Source organism: Paraconexibacter algicola, from assembly GCF_003044185.1.
Taxonomy (GTDB): Bacteria; Actinomycetota; Thermoleophilia; order Solirubrobacterales; family Solirubrobacteraceae; genus Paraconexibacter; species Paraconexibacter algicola.
Window position 1 is genome coordinate 509,315 of record NZ_PYYB01000001.1, and the last position, 17,073, is coordinate 526,387.

12 protein-coding genes are annotated in these 17,073 nt (G+C 76.0%); 4 read left to right on the forward strand and 8 right to left on the reverse strand.

The genetic code is table 11. From position 1 onward, the window contains the following. Positions 1–2 precede the first annotated feature (2 nt). Genes C7Y72_RS02380 through C7Y72_RS23025 form a run of 4 tightly spaced genes read right to left on the reverse strand, consistent with a single transcriptional unit; the run spans position 3 to position 5,093 of the window. Positions 3–338 (reverse strand): P-II family nitrogen regulator, encoded by a 336-nt coding sequence (locus tag C7Y72_RS02380; RefSeq protein ID WP_107567023.1) that lies wholly within the window; start codon positions 336–338, stop codon positions 3–5. Further along, positions 335–3,139, reverse strand: coding sequence for a DUF2309 domain-containing protein (locus C7Y72_RS02385; RefSeq protein ID WP_107567024.1), 2,805 nt, complete (start codon positions 3,137–3,139; stop codon positions 335–337). Before C7Y72_RS02385 ends, C7Y72_RS02380 begins: the two co-directional genes overlap by 4 nt. Beyond that, positions 3,136–4,788, reverse strand: coding sequence for a proton-conducting transporter transmembrane domain-containing protein (locus tag C7Y72_RS02390; protein WP_158276586.1), 1,653 nt, complete (start codon positions 4,786–4,788; stop codon positions 3,136–3,138). The genes C7Y72_RS02385 and C7Y72_RS02390 overlap by 4 nt, the downstream gene beginning before the upstream one ends. Next, a complete protein-coding gene (locus C7Y72_RS23025; protein ID WP_158276587.1) occupies positions 4,785–5,093 on the reverse strand; it encodes a hypothetical protein in 309 nt (102 codons plus the stop codon). The genes C7Y72_RS02390 and C7Y72_RS23025 overlap by 4 nt, the downstream gene beginning before the upstream one ends. 156 nt (positions 5,094–5,249) lie before the next feature. Between C7Y72_RS23025 and C7Y72_RS02395 the strand changes: the two genes are divergently transcribed. From C7Y72_RS02395 to C7Y72_RS02405, 3 genes are all read left to right on the forward strand, one after another. Then, positions 5,250–5,525: a helix-turn-helix transcriptional regulator gene (locus C7Y72_RS02395; RefSeq protein ID WP_107567026.1), complete on the forward strand. Its 276-nt coding sequence runs from the start codon at positions 5,250–5,252 to the stop codon at positions 5,523–5,525. Positions 5,526–5,660: 135 nt separating this feature from the next. Beyond that, positions 5,661–7,028 (forward strand): NAD(P)/FAD-dependent oxidoreductase, encoded by a 1,368-nt coding sequence (locus C7Y72_RS02400; protein ID WP_107567027.1) that lies wholly within the window; start codon positions 5,661–5,663, stop codon positions 7,026–7,028. Between the two features lie 100 nt (positions 7,029–7,128). Beyond that, complete coding sequence (locus C7Y72_RS02405) at positions 7,129–9,450, forward strand: DUF4394 domain-containing protein (RefSeq protein WP_107567028.1); 2,322 nt, start codon at positions 7,129–7,131, stop codon at positions 9,448–9,450. 21 nt (positions 9,451–9,471) lie between these two features. Here the strand turns inward: C7Y72_RS02405 and C7Y72_RS02410 are convergent, their stop codons facing one another. Continuing rightward, complete coding sequence (locus tag C7Y72_RS02410; protein WP_199223830.1) at positions 9,472–11,235, reverse strand: LVIVD repeat-containing protein; 1,764 nt, start codon at positions 11,233–11,235, stop codon at positions 9,472–9,474. Positions 11,236–11,322: 87 nt separating this feature from the next. Next, entirely contained in the window at positions 11,323–12,174 is an 852-nt protein-coding gene (locus tag C7Y72_RS02415) for a helix-turn-helix transcriptional regulator (protein ID WP_107567029.1), read from the reverse strand. Positions 12,175–12,315: 141 nt separating this feature from the next. Here C7Y72_RS02415 and C7Y72_RS02420 point away from each other — a divergent pair, with 141 nt between their 5' ends. Next, entirely contained in the window at positions 12,316–14,502 is a 2,187-nt protein-coding gene (locus C7Y72_RS02420) for a choice-of-anchor Q domain-containing protein (protein ID WP_146175217.1), read from the forward strand. A gap of 34 nt (positions 14,503–14,536) precedes the next feature. Here C7Y72_RS02420 and C7Y72_RS02425 read toward each other — a convergent pair whose 3' ends face one another. Then, complete coding sequence (locus C7Y72_RS02425; RefSeq protein WP_199223831.1) at positions 14,537–15,133, reverse strand: chlorite dismutase family protein; 597 nt, start codon at positions 15,131–15,133, stop codon at positions 14,537–14,539. After that, positions 15,130–17,073: a thiamine pyrophosphate-dependent enzyme gene (locus C7Y72_RS02430; RefSeq protein WP_107567031.1), complete on the reverse strand. Its 1,944-nt coding sequence runs from the start codon at positions 17,071–17,073 to the stop codon at positions 15,130–15,132. Before C7Y72_RS02430 ends, C7Y72_RS02425 begins: the two co-directional genes overlap by 4 nt.

The window sequence follows — 17,073 nt, forward strand, 5'->3', positions numbered from 1 at the left end:
GGTCAGGCCGGCGCGGTGAAGTGCTCGGAGCGGCAGACCGCGGTGGGCGAGACGAACAGCACGCCCGGGCGGTCCTCGAACAGCTCGCGCAGTCCGGCGATCGCCGCGTGCGCGCGGTCGTCGGGCATGACCGCGATGAGCAGCGAGAGCGCGTCGGTGTCGTTGAAGAGCAGGCGGCCCCCGTGGTAGCCGTCGTGCCCGAAGCCGGAGACGCCGTTGATGCTCGTGTAGCCGGTGGCGCCGGCGGCGCGCAGCAGCTCGACGGCGCTCGGGACGTCGGCGCCGCGCAGGACGACCTCGACCTTCGTCATCGGCGTCAGGGCGGTGGGGGTGCTCATGCGATCTCCTCGAGGACGGGGGTGGCAGGGGTCCAGCGCACCCAGGGCCCGCCCGGGGTGCGCTGGTGGAACGGGTCGTCGGCGGACTCGCGGGCCGCGAGCGCGATCCAGCCGCCGTCGACGTAGTGCTGCAGCAGGTCGTTGCGCGCAATCAGCTCGTCGATGCGCGCGCGGGGGGCCTGCACGACGAACAGTGCGCGCAGCGGCTCGTGGTAGAGCTCGTCGCCGACGGCGACCGACTGCCACGGCAGCCCGATCCGCAGGTCCCCTCCGGGTCCCTCGAGGACGCCGACGTCCCCGACGACGTTGTGGAGCGCCTTGTCCCCCGCCCCCAGGACGTCCGGGTCGACGGCGGAGAAGTAGTACTGGGCGTTGATCCACTGCACGACGAGCCCGGGCGCCGTGAGGATCGTCTCCAGGGCGGTGCCGTCCGGGTCGGCGCGCCAGTCGTAGGAGTGCAGGAACGTCCGGGTCTGGAGGTCCAGGCCGGCGACCATGTCCCCCGGTCCGATGACGAACGCGCCGTGGCGGGCGAGCCCCCACTCGGGCCGGATCTGCGCCCAGTCGCGGGCCCGCCGGCGCGGATGGTCGGGGCCGGGCAGCCGCCGTGCGCGCTCGGCGGCGAGCGCCTCCCCGGCCCGGTCGAGGTCGGCCTGCAGCCGGTCGACCGCGTCGCGGTGCCCGGCGGGGATCGCGTGACGGTCGAGGATCTCGACGCGGTCGGTGGCGGTGTCGTGGTGTCCGGCGATCACGACCGTGTCGTCGGGGATGCGGATCCCGCGCTCGGCGAGGCCGACGCGGACGCTGAGGCGGTTGAGCAGCGCGGCGGCGATGCGGGCGTTGGGGCCGCCGTGCTGCCCGCCGCACGCGCCGCAGTCCAGGGCGGCCTCGTAGGCGTTGTTCTCGGTCCGGCTGCCGTGCCCGGTCAGCAGGACGACGGGGGCGAAGCGGTCCACGAGCCCGAACGAGCGCAGGGCGAACTCGGCCCAGAGGACCTGCTCGTCGCGGTCGAAGCCCAGCCGGGCGGCGTCGGCGAGCCGCTGCGCGTGGGCGTGCGGGGTCAGTCCGGCGCGGGCGGCGAGGTCGGGGGCCTCGCCGCGCAGGGCCTGCAGGCGCAGGTCCTCGCAGCGCTCCTCCGGGAGGCCGGGACGGCCGAGCGCGGCGCGGATCGCCTGCCGCTCGGTCTCGGCGACGAGCGCGGCCGCCTCCTGCTCGTCGGGGGTGGCGACGGTGGGGTCGGCGGCGATGACGCGGGTCCGGCGGGCGAGCCGGTCGCGCAGCCGCCCGACCCGTTCCGGGGCGGCGGTGCGCGCGGCCGCGAGCGGGCCCGCGAGCCAGCCGGACGCCTCGGCGAGCGCGAACGGGGAGGCGAGCCCGTGCCGGGCCCGGTGGAAGGCGTGGTCGAGCGCGTCGTAGTGCCCGGCGGTGGCCATCGCTCGGGCGGCGTCGCGTTCGGTGCCGGTGACGGGCCGCTCGGTGATCGCCTTGGTCGGCGTGACCGGGGCCGGGCACAGCCGCGCCTCGTGGTCGCTGCCGAGCTGCCGCCAGCGGATCACGAGCTGGTAGAAGCCGGCGAAGCCGAACGTCTCGTAGGCGCCGCGGTCGCCGAGGTGACGGCGCAGGCCCTCCGAGCGCGCGTCGATGCAGAAGACGGCCTGCGCGTCGGGCCGCCCGGACGGTGCCGGGTCCGGGTCGGGGGCGCGTGCCAGCTGCGCGAGCAGGCCGTCGCGGTAGTGCCACTCGAACGCGTCCTGCCAGACCCACGGCCGGTCCGCGGCGGGCAGCCGCTCGAGGACCGCGCTGCACGCCTCGAGCTCCTGCTCGGTGGCCGCGTGGGCGCCGAGCACGCGGGCGACGCGGGCGGCGCGGACGTGCCGTCCGATCGGGTCGACGGGTGCCGGGGCGGCGTGCGGGGCGAGGTCCTGCTCGACCAGTGCGCGCAGGCCGGCGGTCCCCTCGGGGAGGAGTCCGGCGGTGGCGGCGCTGACGAGCGGCGCCTCGTAGGAGAGCCGGATGGCGAGCAGCTCGACGAGGTCGGCCGGGTGCGGTGCCTGGTCGGGGTGCTCGGCGCACCACTTCACGTGCCCGGTGAAGCCGGGCAGCCGGGCGAGCTGTCCGCGCAGCTCGGCGCGGCGTTCGGCGTCGGGCACGTGCAGCGCGGTCAGGGCGGCGAGCACGGCGTCCTCGGCGCGCACCGCGGGCGCGGCGAGCACGTCGCGCAGCCCGAGCCGGTCGAGCGCCGCGTCGTGCGGCACGAGCGCGCGCCAGGCGGCGTACAGGCCCCGTTCGCGGCCGGGCATCGCCCAGGCGGCGTGCCCGGAGTCGCAGAAGGCGGTGAGCCACTTGGCGACCTCCGCGTCGACGGCGGCGGCGATGTCGGTGCCCAGCAGCCGGTCGCACCATTCCCCGGCGCCGCGCGGGAGCACGGGCGGGGCGGGCACGTCGCGGCCGTGCAGGAGGTCGGCGCGCAGGGCGTGCACGGCCGGCACCGTGGTCCCGTCGAGCTCGAGGTCGGGGAGGCCGCCGAGCTCGGGCAGGCGCCGGTGGAGCGCAGCGTCGAGGTCGGCGCTGGTGATGCGACCGCGGTCGTGGTGGGCGCGGTAGTCGGTGAGCGGCAGGTGGCCGTCGATCCCGAGCAGGCGCCGGGAGCGCGCGACCGCCTGCTCGAACGGCTCGTGCTGGAGGCCGCCGAGCGGGTTGACGGCGATGAAGGTGCGCAGCGGCCAGATGGCGTGCAGCGCGGTGGCGGCGGAGGAGACCTGGGCGCGCAGGCGCACCCGGTCGGTGTCGGTGTAGCTCATGCGGGCACGCTCCTGGGGGCGTCGTGGTGGGTGGTGCTGCGGTCGTCGAGGGCGCCGTCACGGACCCGCGGGGGCCGGGTGACGACGGGCGCATGGGCGCGGCGGGCGAGCGCCGGGTCGCGCCGCGGCCGGGGCGCGGTGCGCCCGGCCTCGAGCGCGCGGACGTACAGCCGGGCGCTCAGCTGCGCGCCGCGGCGGGAGCGCAGGACCGGCAGGCCGGCGGCCAGGATGGCGGCGGGCACCAGCGCGAACCAGGCGCTGACGGTGGCGCCGGGGTCCGGGAGCGCGGGCGCGAGCAGGGCGTCGGCGCCCGTGATCAGGCCGGTGTAGGCGAGGCACGCCGCCGCGACGGCGGCGAGGCCCAGCAGCGGTCGTCCGGGGGTGCTCGTGAGCCAGGCGTGCGCGGCGTGCGCGGCGGTGGCCCAGGCGAACGCGACGAGGACGAGCGTGCCGGGGTGGCCGAGCAGGTCGGCGGCGTAGGTCAGGAACGCGGCGGCGATCGCCACCGCCGGGACGAGGGCGGCGGCGGCGAGCTGGACGGGCGGCGCCCAGCGCACGCCGCGTGGGCCGGGCCGGGCGGCGACGGCCCGCCGCTTGTCGGCGTGCACGACGGAGCCCGACCCGAGGAACAGGGTGGCCTTGTACATGCCGTGCGCGACGAGGTGCAGGAGCGCGGCGGCGTAGGCGCCGAGCGCGCACGCGAGGACCATGAAGCCCATCTGGCCGACGGTCGAGTGCGCGAGGGCGCCCTTGACGTCGGGACGGGTGAGCATCAGGGCGGTGCCGTGGACCGCGGTGGCCGCACCGGCCGCGAAGGCGAGGCCGAGGGCGAGTGCGGAGGCGTCGACGAGCGGGGCGAGCCGCACCAGCAGGATGCCGCCTGCGTTGACGAGCCCGGCGTGCAGCAGGGCCGAGACGGGGGTCGGTGCGGCGAGCGTGGCGGGCAGCCAGCGGTGCAGCGGCAGCAGCGCGGAGCGCGCGATCGCGGCGAGCACGAGCAGGCAGGCGACGAGCGTCGCGGCGTCGACGCCGGCGACGGTCGCGGTGTCGAGCGCGGCGGCGGCCGCCCCGGGGTCGCGCAGCGACGGGTCACCGGCGGTGGCGAGGACGATGGCGACGGCGGCGAGCAGCGCGAGGTCGCCGATGGCGAAGGTCCGCGCGGTCCGCTGCAGGCCGACGCAGGCGGCCGGGAGGTCGGCGCGCTGCGCGAGCAGCGCGAGCAGGCCCAGGCCGGCGGCGCACCACGCGGCCGCGAGGACGGTGAGGGTGGCGGCGCCGACCATCGCGGCGGCGGCCGTGGTGGTGCCGGCGGCGGTGACGACGAGGCGCCGCTGGCGCGGGTCGCCGCAGAGGTAGCGGGCGGTGTAGGCCTGCACGACGGCGCTGACGCCGAGGACGAGCAGGAGCAGGAGGACCGAGACGCGGTCGGCGAGGAGGCCCGGCCCGTCCGGGCTGCCGCCGGGGGTCCAGGTGACCGGCCCGCCGCCGAGCACGTCGACGGCGAGCGCGACGGTGAGCGCGAGGCCCAGGAGCGAGCCGGCGGCCGCGGCGTGGGCGCCGCCGGACCGCAGCCACCGGGCGGGCGCCAGCAGGACCGCGATCCCGGCGAGCGCCGGGGCGCCGACCGCGAGGGGTAGGAGGGCGCTCACGGTGCGATGCCCTCCGCGCCGGGGGTCGCGAGTGCGCGGCCGTCGAAGCCGCCCAGGCGGGCCAGGATCTCCGGGTCGTGGACGACGCAGTAGAGCGAGCGGCCGCGTTCGAGCTCGGTCGCGATGTGGGCGCCGACCTGCTGGGCTGCGCGGGCGCGGGCGCCGGCCGGGGTGATCGTCATGGCGATGTCCGGCGGCGGCGCGACGTACTTGCGCGCCCACGGTCCGGGCGTGCTGCGCGGGGGCGCCGCGTCGGCCACGGCGGGCCGGGGAGCGGGCGGGGTCACGACGTCGGAACGGTGCACGGCAACTCCTTCGCAGAAGACGACATGTATGACGCGAAGGACAATACATGTATTTGCTGTCGTGTGTCACGAGTCGTGTGTTCTATGTCACGTTTCGCAAATCGCGTCACCGGAAGGACGGCTTGCCGACCCCTGTTGCCCGTAGGCTTGACGGACATGGCGGGCGACTGGACCTTCCTCACCAACCACGCGCACGTCCTCCTCTGCGTCGCCCGTGACCCCGGCATGCGGATGCGCGACATCGCCGACACGGTCGGGATCACCGAGCGGGCCGCCCAGCGGATCGTCAGCGACCTGATCGAGGGCGGGTACGTCGAGCGCGAGCGCGACGGGCGGCGCAACCACTACCGCGTCAACCGCCAGGCGCCACTGCGTCACCCGATGGACCGCGACCACGCCATCGGCGAGATCCTCGAGCTCCTCGGCCGCTGACCCGCGGGGCCGGTGCCCCGCGCCGTCCCCCGTGATTCACCCCGAATGAGTCCTGATTGACCCCGCAGGGGCGATGTGCGGCGCACCGGCCGCGCCGTAGCGTCGGTCCGGTCACCAGCAGCCCCGGGAGCAACCATGACCACCGAGCACATCGAGACCGACTACCTCATCCTCGGCGCAGGCGCCATGAGCATGGGCTACGCGGACGTGATCCTCGCCGAGGACCCCACCGCGCAGATCGTCATGGTCGACCGGCACGCCAATCCCGGCGGCCACTGGAACGACGCCTACCCGTACGTGCGCCTGCACCAGCCCGCCGTCTACTACGGCCTGCAGTCCACGAGCCTCGGTCGCGGCGGCGAGGACCTCAGCGCCGGCGCGGACATCCTCGCCTACTTCCGCACCGCGATGGACCGCTTCGTGCGCACCGGCCGCGTGCGGTTCCTGCCGATGAGCGACCACGTCGGCGACGGCCGGATCGTCTCGACCGTCGACTGCGATCGCGTCACCACCGTCACCGCGCGCCGCCGCGTCGTCGACGGCACGTACAGCGGCGTGCAGGTCCCGTCGATGTGCCCGCCGCGCTACGAGGTCGACCCCGACGTCACGCTCGTCCCGCCGAACGAGCTCGCGCGGCTGCAGCGGCCGTGGGAGCAGTACGTCGTGATCGGCGCCGGGAAGACCGGCATCGACGCGATCCTCTTCCTCCTGGACAACGGCGTCGCGCCGCACCGCATCCGCTGGGTGATGCCCAACGACGCGTGGCTGCTGGACCGCGGCGCGATGCGGCCGGACATCGTCCTCGACACGGTCGTGTCGATGCTGCGCAGCATCGCCGACGGCCGGGTCGTGCAGGACGCCTTCCACCAGCTCGAGCGCGAGGGGATCATCTTCCGCTTCGACGAGTCGCGCACGCCGACGAAGTGGCGCTGCGCGACGGTCGACCGCAGCGAGCTCGCGCAGCTGCGGCTCGTCGAGGACGTCGTGCGGCTCGGTCGCGTCCAGCGCGTCACGAGCGCGGGGATCGAGCTCGTCGAGGGCGAGGTCGCGTGCCCCGCCGACACGCTCTACGTCGACTGCTCCGCCAACGGCCTGGCGAAGAACGAGCCGGTGCCCGTGTACGCCCCCGGGCGGGTCACGCTGCAGCCGATCTTCATGTGCCAGCAGACGTTCAGCTCGGCGCTGATCGCGCACCTGGACCTGATGGACCTCGACGACGACCGCCGCAACCGCGTCTGCCGTCCGGTCCCGCACCCCGAGCAGGCGATCGACCTCGCCCGCGCCCTCGTGGTCACCTCGCAGAACATGCTCGACTGCAACCGGCACATGCCGCTGTGGCTGCGCCGCAGCCGCCTGTTCCTGGGCAACCACGCCGCACCGCACCGCTACCTCGCGGCCTGCGCGCGGCTGGCGCTGACCCAGCGGCGCGCCAACGCGTCCTGGCAGGCGATGGAGCGCGCGGCGGCCGCGGCGCCCGCGCCGCGCGTCCCCGTCGGGGTCTGAGCGGGCCGGGTCGCACCCGGGTCGCGACCCGGTCTCACGGGTCGCGCGGACGCCCTCTGGCGGCTAGGGTCGGCGCGTCCGCGCAACCGTTCGAGGTTCCATGTCCGCTCTCCGTCGTGCCGTCCTGTCGAGCCTCGCCCTCCTCGCGGTGGTCGCGGGGTCGGCTCAGGCAGCTCCCGGCGACCGCGCGTTCGCGCTCGTCGCGGGTCCGCAGCTGCTCGTCTTCGACCCCGCCGCACCGCAGGCGACGACCGCCGTGTCGGTCACCGGGGTGGCCGCCGGCGAGACGCTGGTGGGGATCGACGTGCGCCCGCTGAACGGCACGCTGCTCGGTCTCGGCGTCAACGCGGGCGCGAACACGGGAACGCTGTACGCGATCGCGCCGCAGACCGGTGTCGCCCGGGCGATCGGCACCGTCGGCAACGTGCTGCCCGTCCAGGCCAACGGCGCGACGCCCGTCGACCTCCCGGACCCGGCCACCGTGCAGTACGGGGTCGACGTCAACCCCGCCGCCGATCGGGTCCGCGTCACGGCCGGGACGCTGAACTTCCGGGTCAACCCGAACACCGGGCTGAACATCGACGGCGACTTCGGCGGAGCCCCCGGCTCCGCCGCGGGCGCCAATCCCGACGGCCCGATCAACGGTGCCAGCACCAGCGTGTCCGAGACCGCGTACACGGGCAGCCGGATCACGAACGCGGGCATCACGACCCAGTACACGATCGACGCCGGCACCCGCGCGATCGCGATCCAGAACCCGCCGAACGCGGGCACGCAGACCGGCTCGCGGCCGGTCACGCTGGGCGGCGCGCCGCTGAACTTCGCCGCGTCGGTCGGCTTCGACATCGACCCGGCGGTGAGCGCTGCGTCCAACGGCGCGGCGGCATCCGGGGTCGCGTACGCGACCCTGACCGTCGCGGGCGAGACCGGCCTCTACCGGATCGACCTGCCGACCGGGTCCGCGACGCTCGTCGGGCGGCTCGGGGACGGGACGCGGCCGGCGATCGGGCTGGCGCTCCAGCGCGACGAGGCGGACGGGTACCCGGTCGTCGGGCTGAGCAGCGACGGGACGACGCTCACGCGCATCACCTCCACCGCCCCGGGATCGGCGCTGGCCACCGGCATCCTGGGCATGGCCTCGGGCGAGACGATGGTGGCGGTCGCGTGGCGGCCGGCGGACGGCCTGCTGTACGGGATCGGCGTCAACCCGCTGGCCGACACCGGCACGCTCTACCGCGTCGACCCGGTGTCCGGCGCGGTCACGGTCATCGGGGGCACGAGCGTCCTCAGCTGGATCACGGCCGCAGGCGCAGCCGTCGACCTCGCCTCCCCGGCCGTGACGGGCTACGGGATGGACGTCGACCCGACGACCGATCGGGTGCGCCTGACGGCGTCCGCCGGCCTCAACGCGCGGGTGAACCCGATCACCGGCTTCCCGGTGGACGGGGACGCCGCCAATCCCGGGGTCCAGCCGGACCCGGGCAGCGCCGGGGTCTCGGGAGCGTCGTTCGCCAACCCGTTCGCGGGTGCGGCGACCACGACCCTGTATGCGCTGAAGGCGGGGAACGACACGCTCGCGGTGCAGCTGCCCCCGAACAGCGGGACCCAGGTCGCGGAGCGGCCGGTGACGGTCGGCGGGGCGCCGCTGGACTTCAGCGTCCTGTCCTCCCTGGACCTCCCGCCGGACGCGACGGTCACGGCGGCGGGCGGCGAGTCCTCCGGGGAGGCGCTCGCGGCCCTGACCAGCGGAGGGACGAGCCGCCTCTACCGCCTGCGGCTCGCCGACGGGGCGGCCACCGAGATCGGGCCGTTCGGGGTGCCGCTGCGCTCGCTCGCGGTGGGCGCCGCGGCCCCCGACCAGACCGCGCCGGCGGCCCCGGTGATCACCGCGCCCGTGGCGGACGCCGCCCTGACCGCCACCCCGGCGGTGACGGGCACCGGCGAGCCGGGCGCGACGCTCACCGTCACCGAGGGACCGCTGACGCTTTGCTCCACCGTCGTGGGCGGTGACGGTGGCTGGTCGTGCACGCCGACGGCGCTCGCGGTCGGCGCGCACACGATCGCCGTCGCGCAGGCCGACCGTCGCGGCAACGTCTCGGCGACCGCCACCCGGTCGTTCTCGATCGTGGCGCCGATCACGCCGCCCGGGACCGCGCCGGCCCCGCCGACGCCGACGCCGACCGCCCCGGCGACCTGCCGGACCCGGACGGTGACCGTGCGGCTGCCGAAGGGCACGCGCCGGGCCACGGTGACGCTCGCCGGCAAGCGGGCGCGCGTCCGGCGCGTCAAGGGCCGACTGGTCGCGACGCTGCGGCTGCCGGCGACGCGGAGCGGCCGGGTGACGGTCCGGGTCACCCGGACGACGAAGGGTGGTAAGCGCCGCGTGAAGACCACGCGGTACGCGACCTGCAAGCGGGCCTGACGGCGCGCCCGCGCCCGTCGCTCAGCCGGTCGCGCAGACCCGGAACGTCCGCACGGTCCGGACCACGCGGCCGGTCCGGGTGCGCACCGTGCCGCTGAGGCGGACGGTGCCGGGTGCGGCGCGCCGGAGGTCGACGACCACCCCGAGCCGCCCGCCCCGGCGCACGACGGTGGCGCGGCGGCCGAGCAGCCGCGCGCTCGCGGTGCGGACCTTCGCGCCCTTGGGGACCTTCAGGCGGACGAAGCGCCGGTTGCGCGGGGTGCACGCCGGCCGGTTCGCGGGCCACACGCGGTCGGCGACGCGCACGACGGACAGGCCGCTGGCCCCGTCGGTGTACCAGACCTCGCGCCGGTCCTTGACGACGACGGGCTTGCTCATCGCGAAGCTCGACTCGAGGCCGACGGTCTCGACCGCGGCCTTCGTGGGGGCGACGACGTAGGCGATCTCGCGGGGCTTCTCGAGGTCGGTGATGTCGAACACGCGCAGGCCGGAGGCGATGAACGAGCAGGCGACGACGGTCGGGTCCACGCGGGAGTCGAGGTCGCAGTAGTGCGCCGCGTAGCCCTGCACGGGGCTGGCCGCGCCCGGGTCGTTCTGGGCGGCGCGGTGCGCGTCGGGCTGGTTGACGGCAAGGCGCAGGTTGGCGATCTGGCGGGGCCGGGTCTCGTCGGCGATGTCGATGATGCGTCCGGCGCCGACGGCGTCGCGGTTCCCGCCGCCGGTGGTGCCCTGGGTGTACTCGTCGAACTCGAGCAGGTAGGGGCGCCCGCCGACGGTGAAGTGGATGGCGTTCTGCGGGATCGACGCGTTCGTCCAGGTCATGCGGCTGATCTCGCGGACCTGCGGGTCGGGCTTGCGCTGCTCGATCTCGTGGACGTCGAGGACGGCGGCCTCGCCGCGGCCGGTGTCGGTGACGTAGGCGCGGGTGCCGTCCGGGTCGAGGGTGAGGCCGTGGGAGGAGACCTGGCCCTGCCAGAGGACCTTCGGCCGGGCGGGGTCGACGACGTCGATGGCGGTGAGCGAGTCGGTGGCGGTGCCGGCCGCGTAGAAGGTGCGGCCGTCCTCGCTGAAGCCGCTCTCGTGCCCGAACCGGGCGACGAGCCGCGTGGACTTCAGGACGGGCTTGCGGCAGTCGGCGCTGGCGTCGTAGATCGAGACGAGGCCCGGGTAGGTCGCCGGGTTGCCGAGCACGGCGGCGAGGAGGCCGCGCCGCTGGTTGAGCACGAGCGACTCGTGCGGCGACATCATCGGCAGCTCGGTGAGGACCGCGGTGCGCCTGGGGTTCGTCGGGTCGGTCATGTCGAGGACCTGCACGCCGAGCGAGTCGCCCGCGCCGACGCGCAGCGCGTTCAGCGGGAACAGCAGCGCGGTGTCGTAGTAGGCGCACTCGCGGCCCGTGCGGTCGACGTAGCGGTGGACCTTGAAGCCGCCGGCGCTGCCGTGGCGGCCGACGATCCGCGCGTTGCAGAACAGCCCGTTGCGGGCGCTGCCGGCGGGCACGCGGCCCTGGATGCCGGGCTCGGGCCGGTCGTCGGGCGCGCAGCCGACCTGCGGCGTGGGCTCGAACGGAAGGTCGTCGATGTCCTGGGTGGCCGCGCGCGGGACCACCTGCCCCTCCCCCTTGCCGAGCGCGAGGAGGTCGTTGAGCGGCCCGTCGAGCGCGGCGCCGGCCGGGACGACGAGCAGCAACGCCACGAGGGGTGCGGCGAGCAGCCCGCGCCGTCCGCGGCGGGTCCGCCCCGCGTCCTCGAGGTCCTCGTCGTGGTGCTGCTCGGTCCGGTCCATCGTGCGCTCCTTCCCAGGTGCCGTGTGCGGCCGCCGAGTGTACGGCAGCGTTCACCCGGGGGCGCAGGCCCCGTGCAGGGACGGCGGTCAGGCGGCGCGCGCCCCGGCCAGCCGCATGTACCGCGACACCGCCTCGGCCCGGTTCGCGGCCTTGAGCCGCCGCAGGATGAGCTTGACGTGACTCTTCACGGTGCCTTCGCTGACGGTCAGCGCGTCCGCGATCTCGGCGTTGGTGCGCCCGGCCGCCATCAGCTCGAGCACCTCGAGCTGTCGTGCCGTGAGCAGCAGCTGCGCGCCGTTCTCGGCACGGGGCACCGCGGTGAGCGGCACCCGCGCGACGGACGCGCGGTCGGGCGGGCCGAGGCGCAGCACCGCGTCCTGCGACGGCGCGAGACCGGCGGCGATCGTGGTGGCGAACGCGCGGGCCCGGTCCGCGGAGGCGGCGAGCCGGGCCTCCAGCGTCGCGCGCTCGAAGAGATGCCCGAAGCCGGCCGCGAAGGCGTGGAGCAGGTCGCGGTCCTGCGCCGAGCCCGTCCCCGCGGGGACGGCGTGCAGCAGGCCGATGACGGAGGTCTCGGCGAGGACCGGCGCGACGACGGAGCACCCGGGGACGAGCGCGGGGCCGCGTCGTCGCACGACCTCGAGCTCGAGGTCGGTGAGGGCGCGCTCGCCCTGCGGCACCGGCGCGCGACCGGTCGACGAGGCGACCGAGAGCGTCGTGCACGTCGTGTGCTCGACGCGCAGCAGCGTCGCCTGCTCGAACGCCGACCAGCGGACCAGGACCGCGGGGGCGCGCTCGATCAGGTGCTCGGGCCGCCGGGCGCCGCCGAGCGCGAGGAGGGCGCGGGCGAGCGCCGCCTCGGGTCCGGGCGGATGGGCCGCGCCAGCCTTCGGGAAGACGGCGTCCAGCACCCGCACGGGAGCGTCGACGGTGCTCATTCGGACATTGTGACCGAACACTATGTCCACGGTCAACCCGGAGCCGGCGACGAGCGGCCCGTGCAGGAGGTGACGGTCGTCACGCGCCTACTGTGCGCGCCGTCGCACCCGATTCATGCGCGACCTGCGAGGGTCATCCCCATGAACCGTGCCAGGGGGAGAGGGCGCGTGGTGCTCGGCACTGCGCTCGCCATCACGACGACGTGGACGACCGCCGCGGGGGCGGCGACGATCCCGGTCACCGCGACGACCGACGACGGGACCGCGGCGGGGGTGTGCGAGCTGCGCGAGGCGGTGGCCTCGGCCAACGGCGACAGCGCCGTCGGCGGCTGCCCCGCCGGGTCGGGGGCGGACGTGATCACGCTCGGGTCGGGGACCTACCGCCTCGATCTCGGGGCGCTGGTCGTCACGAGCCCGCTGACGATCGACGGGGTCGGCGCGAGCAGCACGACCGTCCGCGCGTTCGGGGGGACGCGGGCGCTGACGGTGGGCAGCGGCGTCGCGGCGGTCTCCGTGACGGTGACCGACCTGCGGATCCAGGGCGCGCTCGACGGCACCGGCGAGCGGGACGGCGGCGCGATCCTCGTGCGGAGCCTCGCAGCGCTGGAGGGCGACCGGATCCACGTCGTCGGCACCGCGGGCGAGGGGACCCGCGGGAGCGCCGGGACCGCGGCGGCCGCAGGCGGCACCGGCGGGCAGGGCGGGTTCGGCGGGGCGATCGCGAGCCTCGGCACGCTCGATCTCGCCGACAGCTTCGTGACCGGCACGGCCGGGAGGGGCGGCGTCGGCGGGCGCGGCCTCAACGAGGTGTTCACGCCGCCGTCGACCCTCACCTCCGCGGCGACGAGCGGCGGGACGGGCGGCGCCGGCGGGCTGGGCGGCGCGCTGCTCAGCGCGGGGACGACGACGCTCACGAACGTGACGGTGTCGGGCACCGCGGGGGCTGGAGGCATGGGCGGCCAGGGAGGCAACCAGGACATCGGTCCGATGGCGGCCAACGGCAACGGCGGCGACGGCGGCAACGCCGGCGCGATCGCCGTCACCTCCGGCAGCCTCACCGCGACGCACGTGACCGTGACGGAGAGCACTCCCGGCCCGGCGGGCACCCCGCCCGCGAGCCCCAACCCGGACGCGACCCCGGGCGCCCCCGGGCAGGCCGGGACCATCGCCGGCGTGCTGCGCACCGCGGGCACGGCGACCTTCACCGGCTCGATCCTCGGGGCGGGGACCGGCGCGGGCGGCTGCGCCGGACCGCTGAGCGACGGTGGCGGCAACCTCACGGGCGCGTCGAGCTGCCCGGGCCTCGTCGGCACGCTCGCCCTCGGTGCCGTCGGCGCGAACGGGGGCCCGACCCCGTCGGCGGTGCCGGGCCCGACGAGCGCCGCCCTCGACGGCCGCACGAGCGGCTGCCCGGCGACCGATCAGCGCGGCCTGCCCCGCGCCGTGGCTGGAGCGTGCGACATCGGCGCGGTCGAGGTGCTGGCGCCGGTCGTGACGGTCTCCCCCGCCCAGGACGTCGGGGAGACGACCGCGACCGTGGTCGGCACGGTCGACGCCCGCTTGACGCCGACGACCGTCGCGTTCCGCGTGACCCCGAGCGGCGGGACGCCGTTCACGACGACGGCGCGGTCGGTCTCCAGCGACCCGCCCGGCGCGCGGTTCGTCGGCGAGCCCCTGTCCGGCCTGACCCCGGGGACCGATCACGCGGTCGTGGTCGTGGCGACCACCGCGTACGGCGTCGTGGAGAGCGCGGCGGGCTCGTTCCGGACGACCGGGACCGCGCCGGGGGGTAGCACGCCGGGGGGCGGCACGCCGGGCAGCGAGGCCCCGAGCGGCGGGGCGTCCTCGGGCGGTGGGTCGGGCACGACGACGCCGCCCGCGACGCCCGCGAGTCCGAGCTCCGCGCCCGCGCCGTCGAGCGACCCGGCCCCGGCCGTCGCCGCGGCGCCGCGCCTGAGCGGCCTCTCGGTCCGCGCCGCGACGCTGACCCGTCGCACGCGGTCCACCGTCCGCTACCGGCTGGACGTGGCCGCGCGCACGACGCTGACGATCGAGCAGGTCCTCCCCGGCCGGCGCAGCGGCGAGCGCTGCATCGCCGCGCGCCCCGGCCGCCGGATCGCCGCCGGCCAGCGCTGCTCACGGCTCCTGCGCCGCGCCACGATCACGCGCACCGACGCGGCCGGCGACCGCACGGTCGTCCTGCGCACGACGATCGGCCGCGTCACGCTCGCCCCGGGCAGCTACCGGCTGACCGCGGTCGCCACCGCGGCGGGCAAGGCGAGCGCGCCGGTCAGCGCGACGTTCCGGGTGGTCGCGCCGCGGCGGTGAGGGCGGGGAGTCGTTCGCGCGGAGCCCGGAACGCTCAGCCGCCCGGGACGGGAGCGCCCGTGTCCTCCCGGAGGAGCCGTACGTCGACCTCGCGGTCCACGTACGTCCACTCCTCCGTGGAGCGCAGGGTCGCCACGAGGGTGTCGAACGCGTCGCGCGCGGAGGGCGCGAAGTCGAACCAGGTGACGAAGTCGAACGGCTCCGCCATCTCACGGCCGTGGAACAGTCGCCGCGCAACCTCCGGCAGGTACCGGGCGCCGGCGCTCACGTGCCGAGAGCGCTCTTCGAGCAGCTCCCGCCGTTCGTCCTGGGCCAGCGCCCACCACGCGGCGCTCTTGCGCACGAGGATCATGGCCCCGCAGGTCGCCTCCCGGCGGCCCAGCGGCGCCGAGCGCGCCGCGAGCTCGCGGGCTTCCGCAGCCGTCGCGTAGCGCGCGTGGCCGTGGACGCCGCGGACGCACCACGCCGCGTCCACCACGGGCGTGGCGGCCGGGGCGACGGTGAGTCGCGGCGCCACCGGCAGCCCCTCCCCGAGAACCGCCGTGCTGCTCTCGATCCGCCACGGGCCAGTGCGGCCTGCGGCGAAGACCGTGGGTTGCGGGACCATCCGGCTGCCGGCGGGCTCGTTCACGTGAGGAGCGCGTCGCTGCGGATCGACACCAGCGACGGCCCGTCCGTCGTCAGGGCGCGCTCGAGCGCGGGCACGAGACCCTCGGGCGCGTCGACGCGCTCGCCGTGCGCGCCGCACAGCGTCGCGAAGGCCGCGAAGTCCGGGTTCGTGAGGCGGGTCTGCCAGACGTCCCAGGACCCGGCGCGTTGCTCCTTGCTGATCTTTCCGAGCTCGCCGTTGTCGAGCAGGACGACGGTGATCGGCAGGCGGTTCCGGACGGCCGTGGTCATCTCCATCGCGTACTGGGCGAAGCCGCCGTCGCCGCACACCGCGACCACGCGCCGCCCCGTTCCGACGGTCGCGAGCGACGCCCCGAGGGCGGCGGGCAGCGCGAATCCGATCGACCCGAGGTAGCCGCTCATGAGGACGTCCTGTCCCTCCCGCGAGACGAAGTAGCGCCCGAAGCTGTATGCGTGGTTGCCGACGTCGACGCACAGGACCGCGTCGGCCGGCACCGCTTCGGAAAGCGCGGCGAAGACCACGGCGCTCGCGATTCCCTCGCCGCGGTCGTCGCGTGCGCGGGACTCCTTCTCGTCGCGCCAGAGCGCCCAGCGGTCGGCGACGTCGGCGCGCTGGTCGACGCGGCCGGGATCCGGGAGCGCAGCGAGCTCCGAGGCGAGCAGCTCGCACGTCATTCCAACGTCACCGAGGACCGGCGCGGCGACCGCGTGGCGCTCGCCGAGGCGCTGCGGGTCGTCGTCGACGTGGACGATCGGGTGGCCGGGGTAGATCCCGGTGTGGTTGGAGAACGACGCGCCGACGACCAGGAGCGCATCGGCTTCGTTCATGAGCCAGGAGGCGACGGGGGTCCCGCTCCGTCCGAGAACCCCGCCGGCGAGCGGGTGATCGTCCCCGACGAGGCCCTTCGCCTTGAACGTCGTGACGATCGGCGCGCCGAGTCGCTCGGCGAGCGCGCGCACCGCCTCGCGCCCGCCGCGAGCGCCGTGGCCGGCGACGATCACCGGGCGGCGAGCGCCGACGAGCACGTCCACCGCACGGCCGAGCGACTCCTCGGAAGGCCGGGCGGCGCGCGCGGACGTGCGACCGGCGTAGGTCGCTGCCGACCGCGTCGCCGGCAGGGTCTGCGCGTCGTCGTCGAGGATCAGGTGCGCGACCCCGCGTCCGGTCGTCGCCCGCCGGACCGCTTGGACGGCGAGCTCGTCCGGGCGGGCATGTGGCGTGAGTTCGGCGGTCCACAGCGCGACGTCGCCGAACGCCGCCGAGAGGTCGAGGTCCTGGAAGGCCCCGAGGCCGCGCACCGACGAGGACACCTGCCCGGTGAGCGCGACGACGGGAGCGCCGTCGAGATGCGCGTCCCACAGTCCGGTGATCAGGTTGGTGGCCCCGGGCCCGGCGATCGTGAGACACGCTGCCGGGCGGCCGGTGAGCTTGCCGTACGCGCTCGCGGCGAACGCGGCCGCGCCCTCGTGGCGGATGCCGACGTACGTGAGCTCACCGCGCTCGGCGCAGCGTCGCAGCGCGTCGGCCATCCCGAGGTTCGAGTGCCCGACCATCCCGAGCACGTCGGTGACACCGCAGGCGACGAGCGTCTCGGCGAGGACGTCGGACATCGTCCGCTCATGCTCGGGCTCGGGATCGAGCGCCACGTAGATCCCGTCCGCCCGCTCTTCCACCGGGTGGCTCGGAACGCCGTCGCCGAACGCGCTGTCCCCCGTGAGCGGGCAGAAGTCGTATCCGTGCCAGGGACAGCGCAGGAGACCACGCTCGATCGTCCCCTCCCCAAGCGGCCCGCCCTGATGAGGGCAGCGGTTGTCGATCGCGCCCCAGCGCCCGTCGAGGTGCGTGAGCGCGAGGGAGCGGTGGCCGACGGTGACGGTCGTGACGCGACCGTCCGGGAGGGACGCGGGATCGTCGAGGACGCGGTGCCAGGTGACGGTCAT

What these genes read in the sequence shown, in the direction of transcription:
- C7Y72_RS02380 (WP_107567023.1), bottom strand. Translation starts at nt 338, where the DNA reads ATGAGCACCCCCACCGCCCTGACGCCGATGACGAAGGTCGAGGTCGTC.
- C7Y72_RS02400 (WP_107567027.1), top strand. Translation starts at nt 5,661, where the DNA reads ATGACCACCGAGCACATCGAGACCGACTACCTCATCCTCGGCGCAGGC.
- C7Y72_RS02385 (WP_107567024.1), bottom strand. Translation starts at nt 3,139, where the DNA reads ATGAGCTACACCGACACCGACCGGGTGCGCCTGCGCGCCCAGGTCTCC.
- C7Y72_RS02415 (WP_107567029.1), bottom strand. Translation starts at nt 12,174, where the DNA reads ATGAGCACCGTCGACGCTCCCGTGCGGGTGCTGGACGCCGTCTTCCCG.
- C7Y72_RS02395 (WP_107567026.1), top strand. Translation starts at nt 5,250, where the DNA reads ATGGCGGGCGACTGGACCTTCCTCACCAACCACGCGCACGTCCTCCTC.
- C7Y72_RS02410 (WP_199223830.1), bottom strand. Translation starts at nt 11,235, where the DNA reads ATGGACCGGACCGAGCAGCACCACGACGAGGACCTCGAGGACGCGGGG.
- C7Y72_RS02420 (WP_146175217.1), top strand. Translation starts at nt 12,316, where the DNA reads ATGAACCGTGCCAGGGGGAGAGGGCGCGTGGTGCTCGGCACTGCGCTC.
- C7Y72_RS02430 (WP_107567031.1), bottom strand. Translation starts at nt 17,073, where the DNA reads ATGACCGTCACCTGGCACCGCGTCCTCGACGATCCCGCGTCCCTCCCG.
- C7Y72_RS02405 (WP_107567028.1), top strand. Translation starts at nt 7,129, where the DNA reads ATGTCCGCTCTCCGTCGTGCCGTCCTGTCGAGCCTCGCCCTCCTCGCG.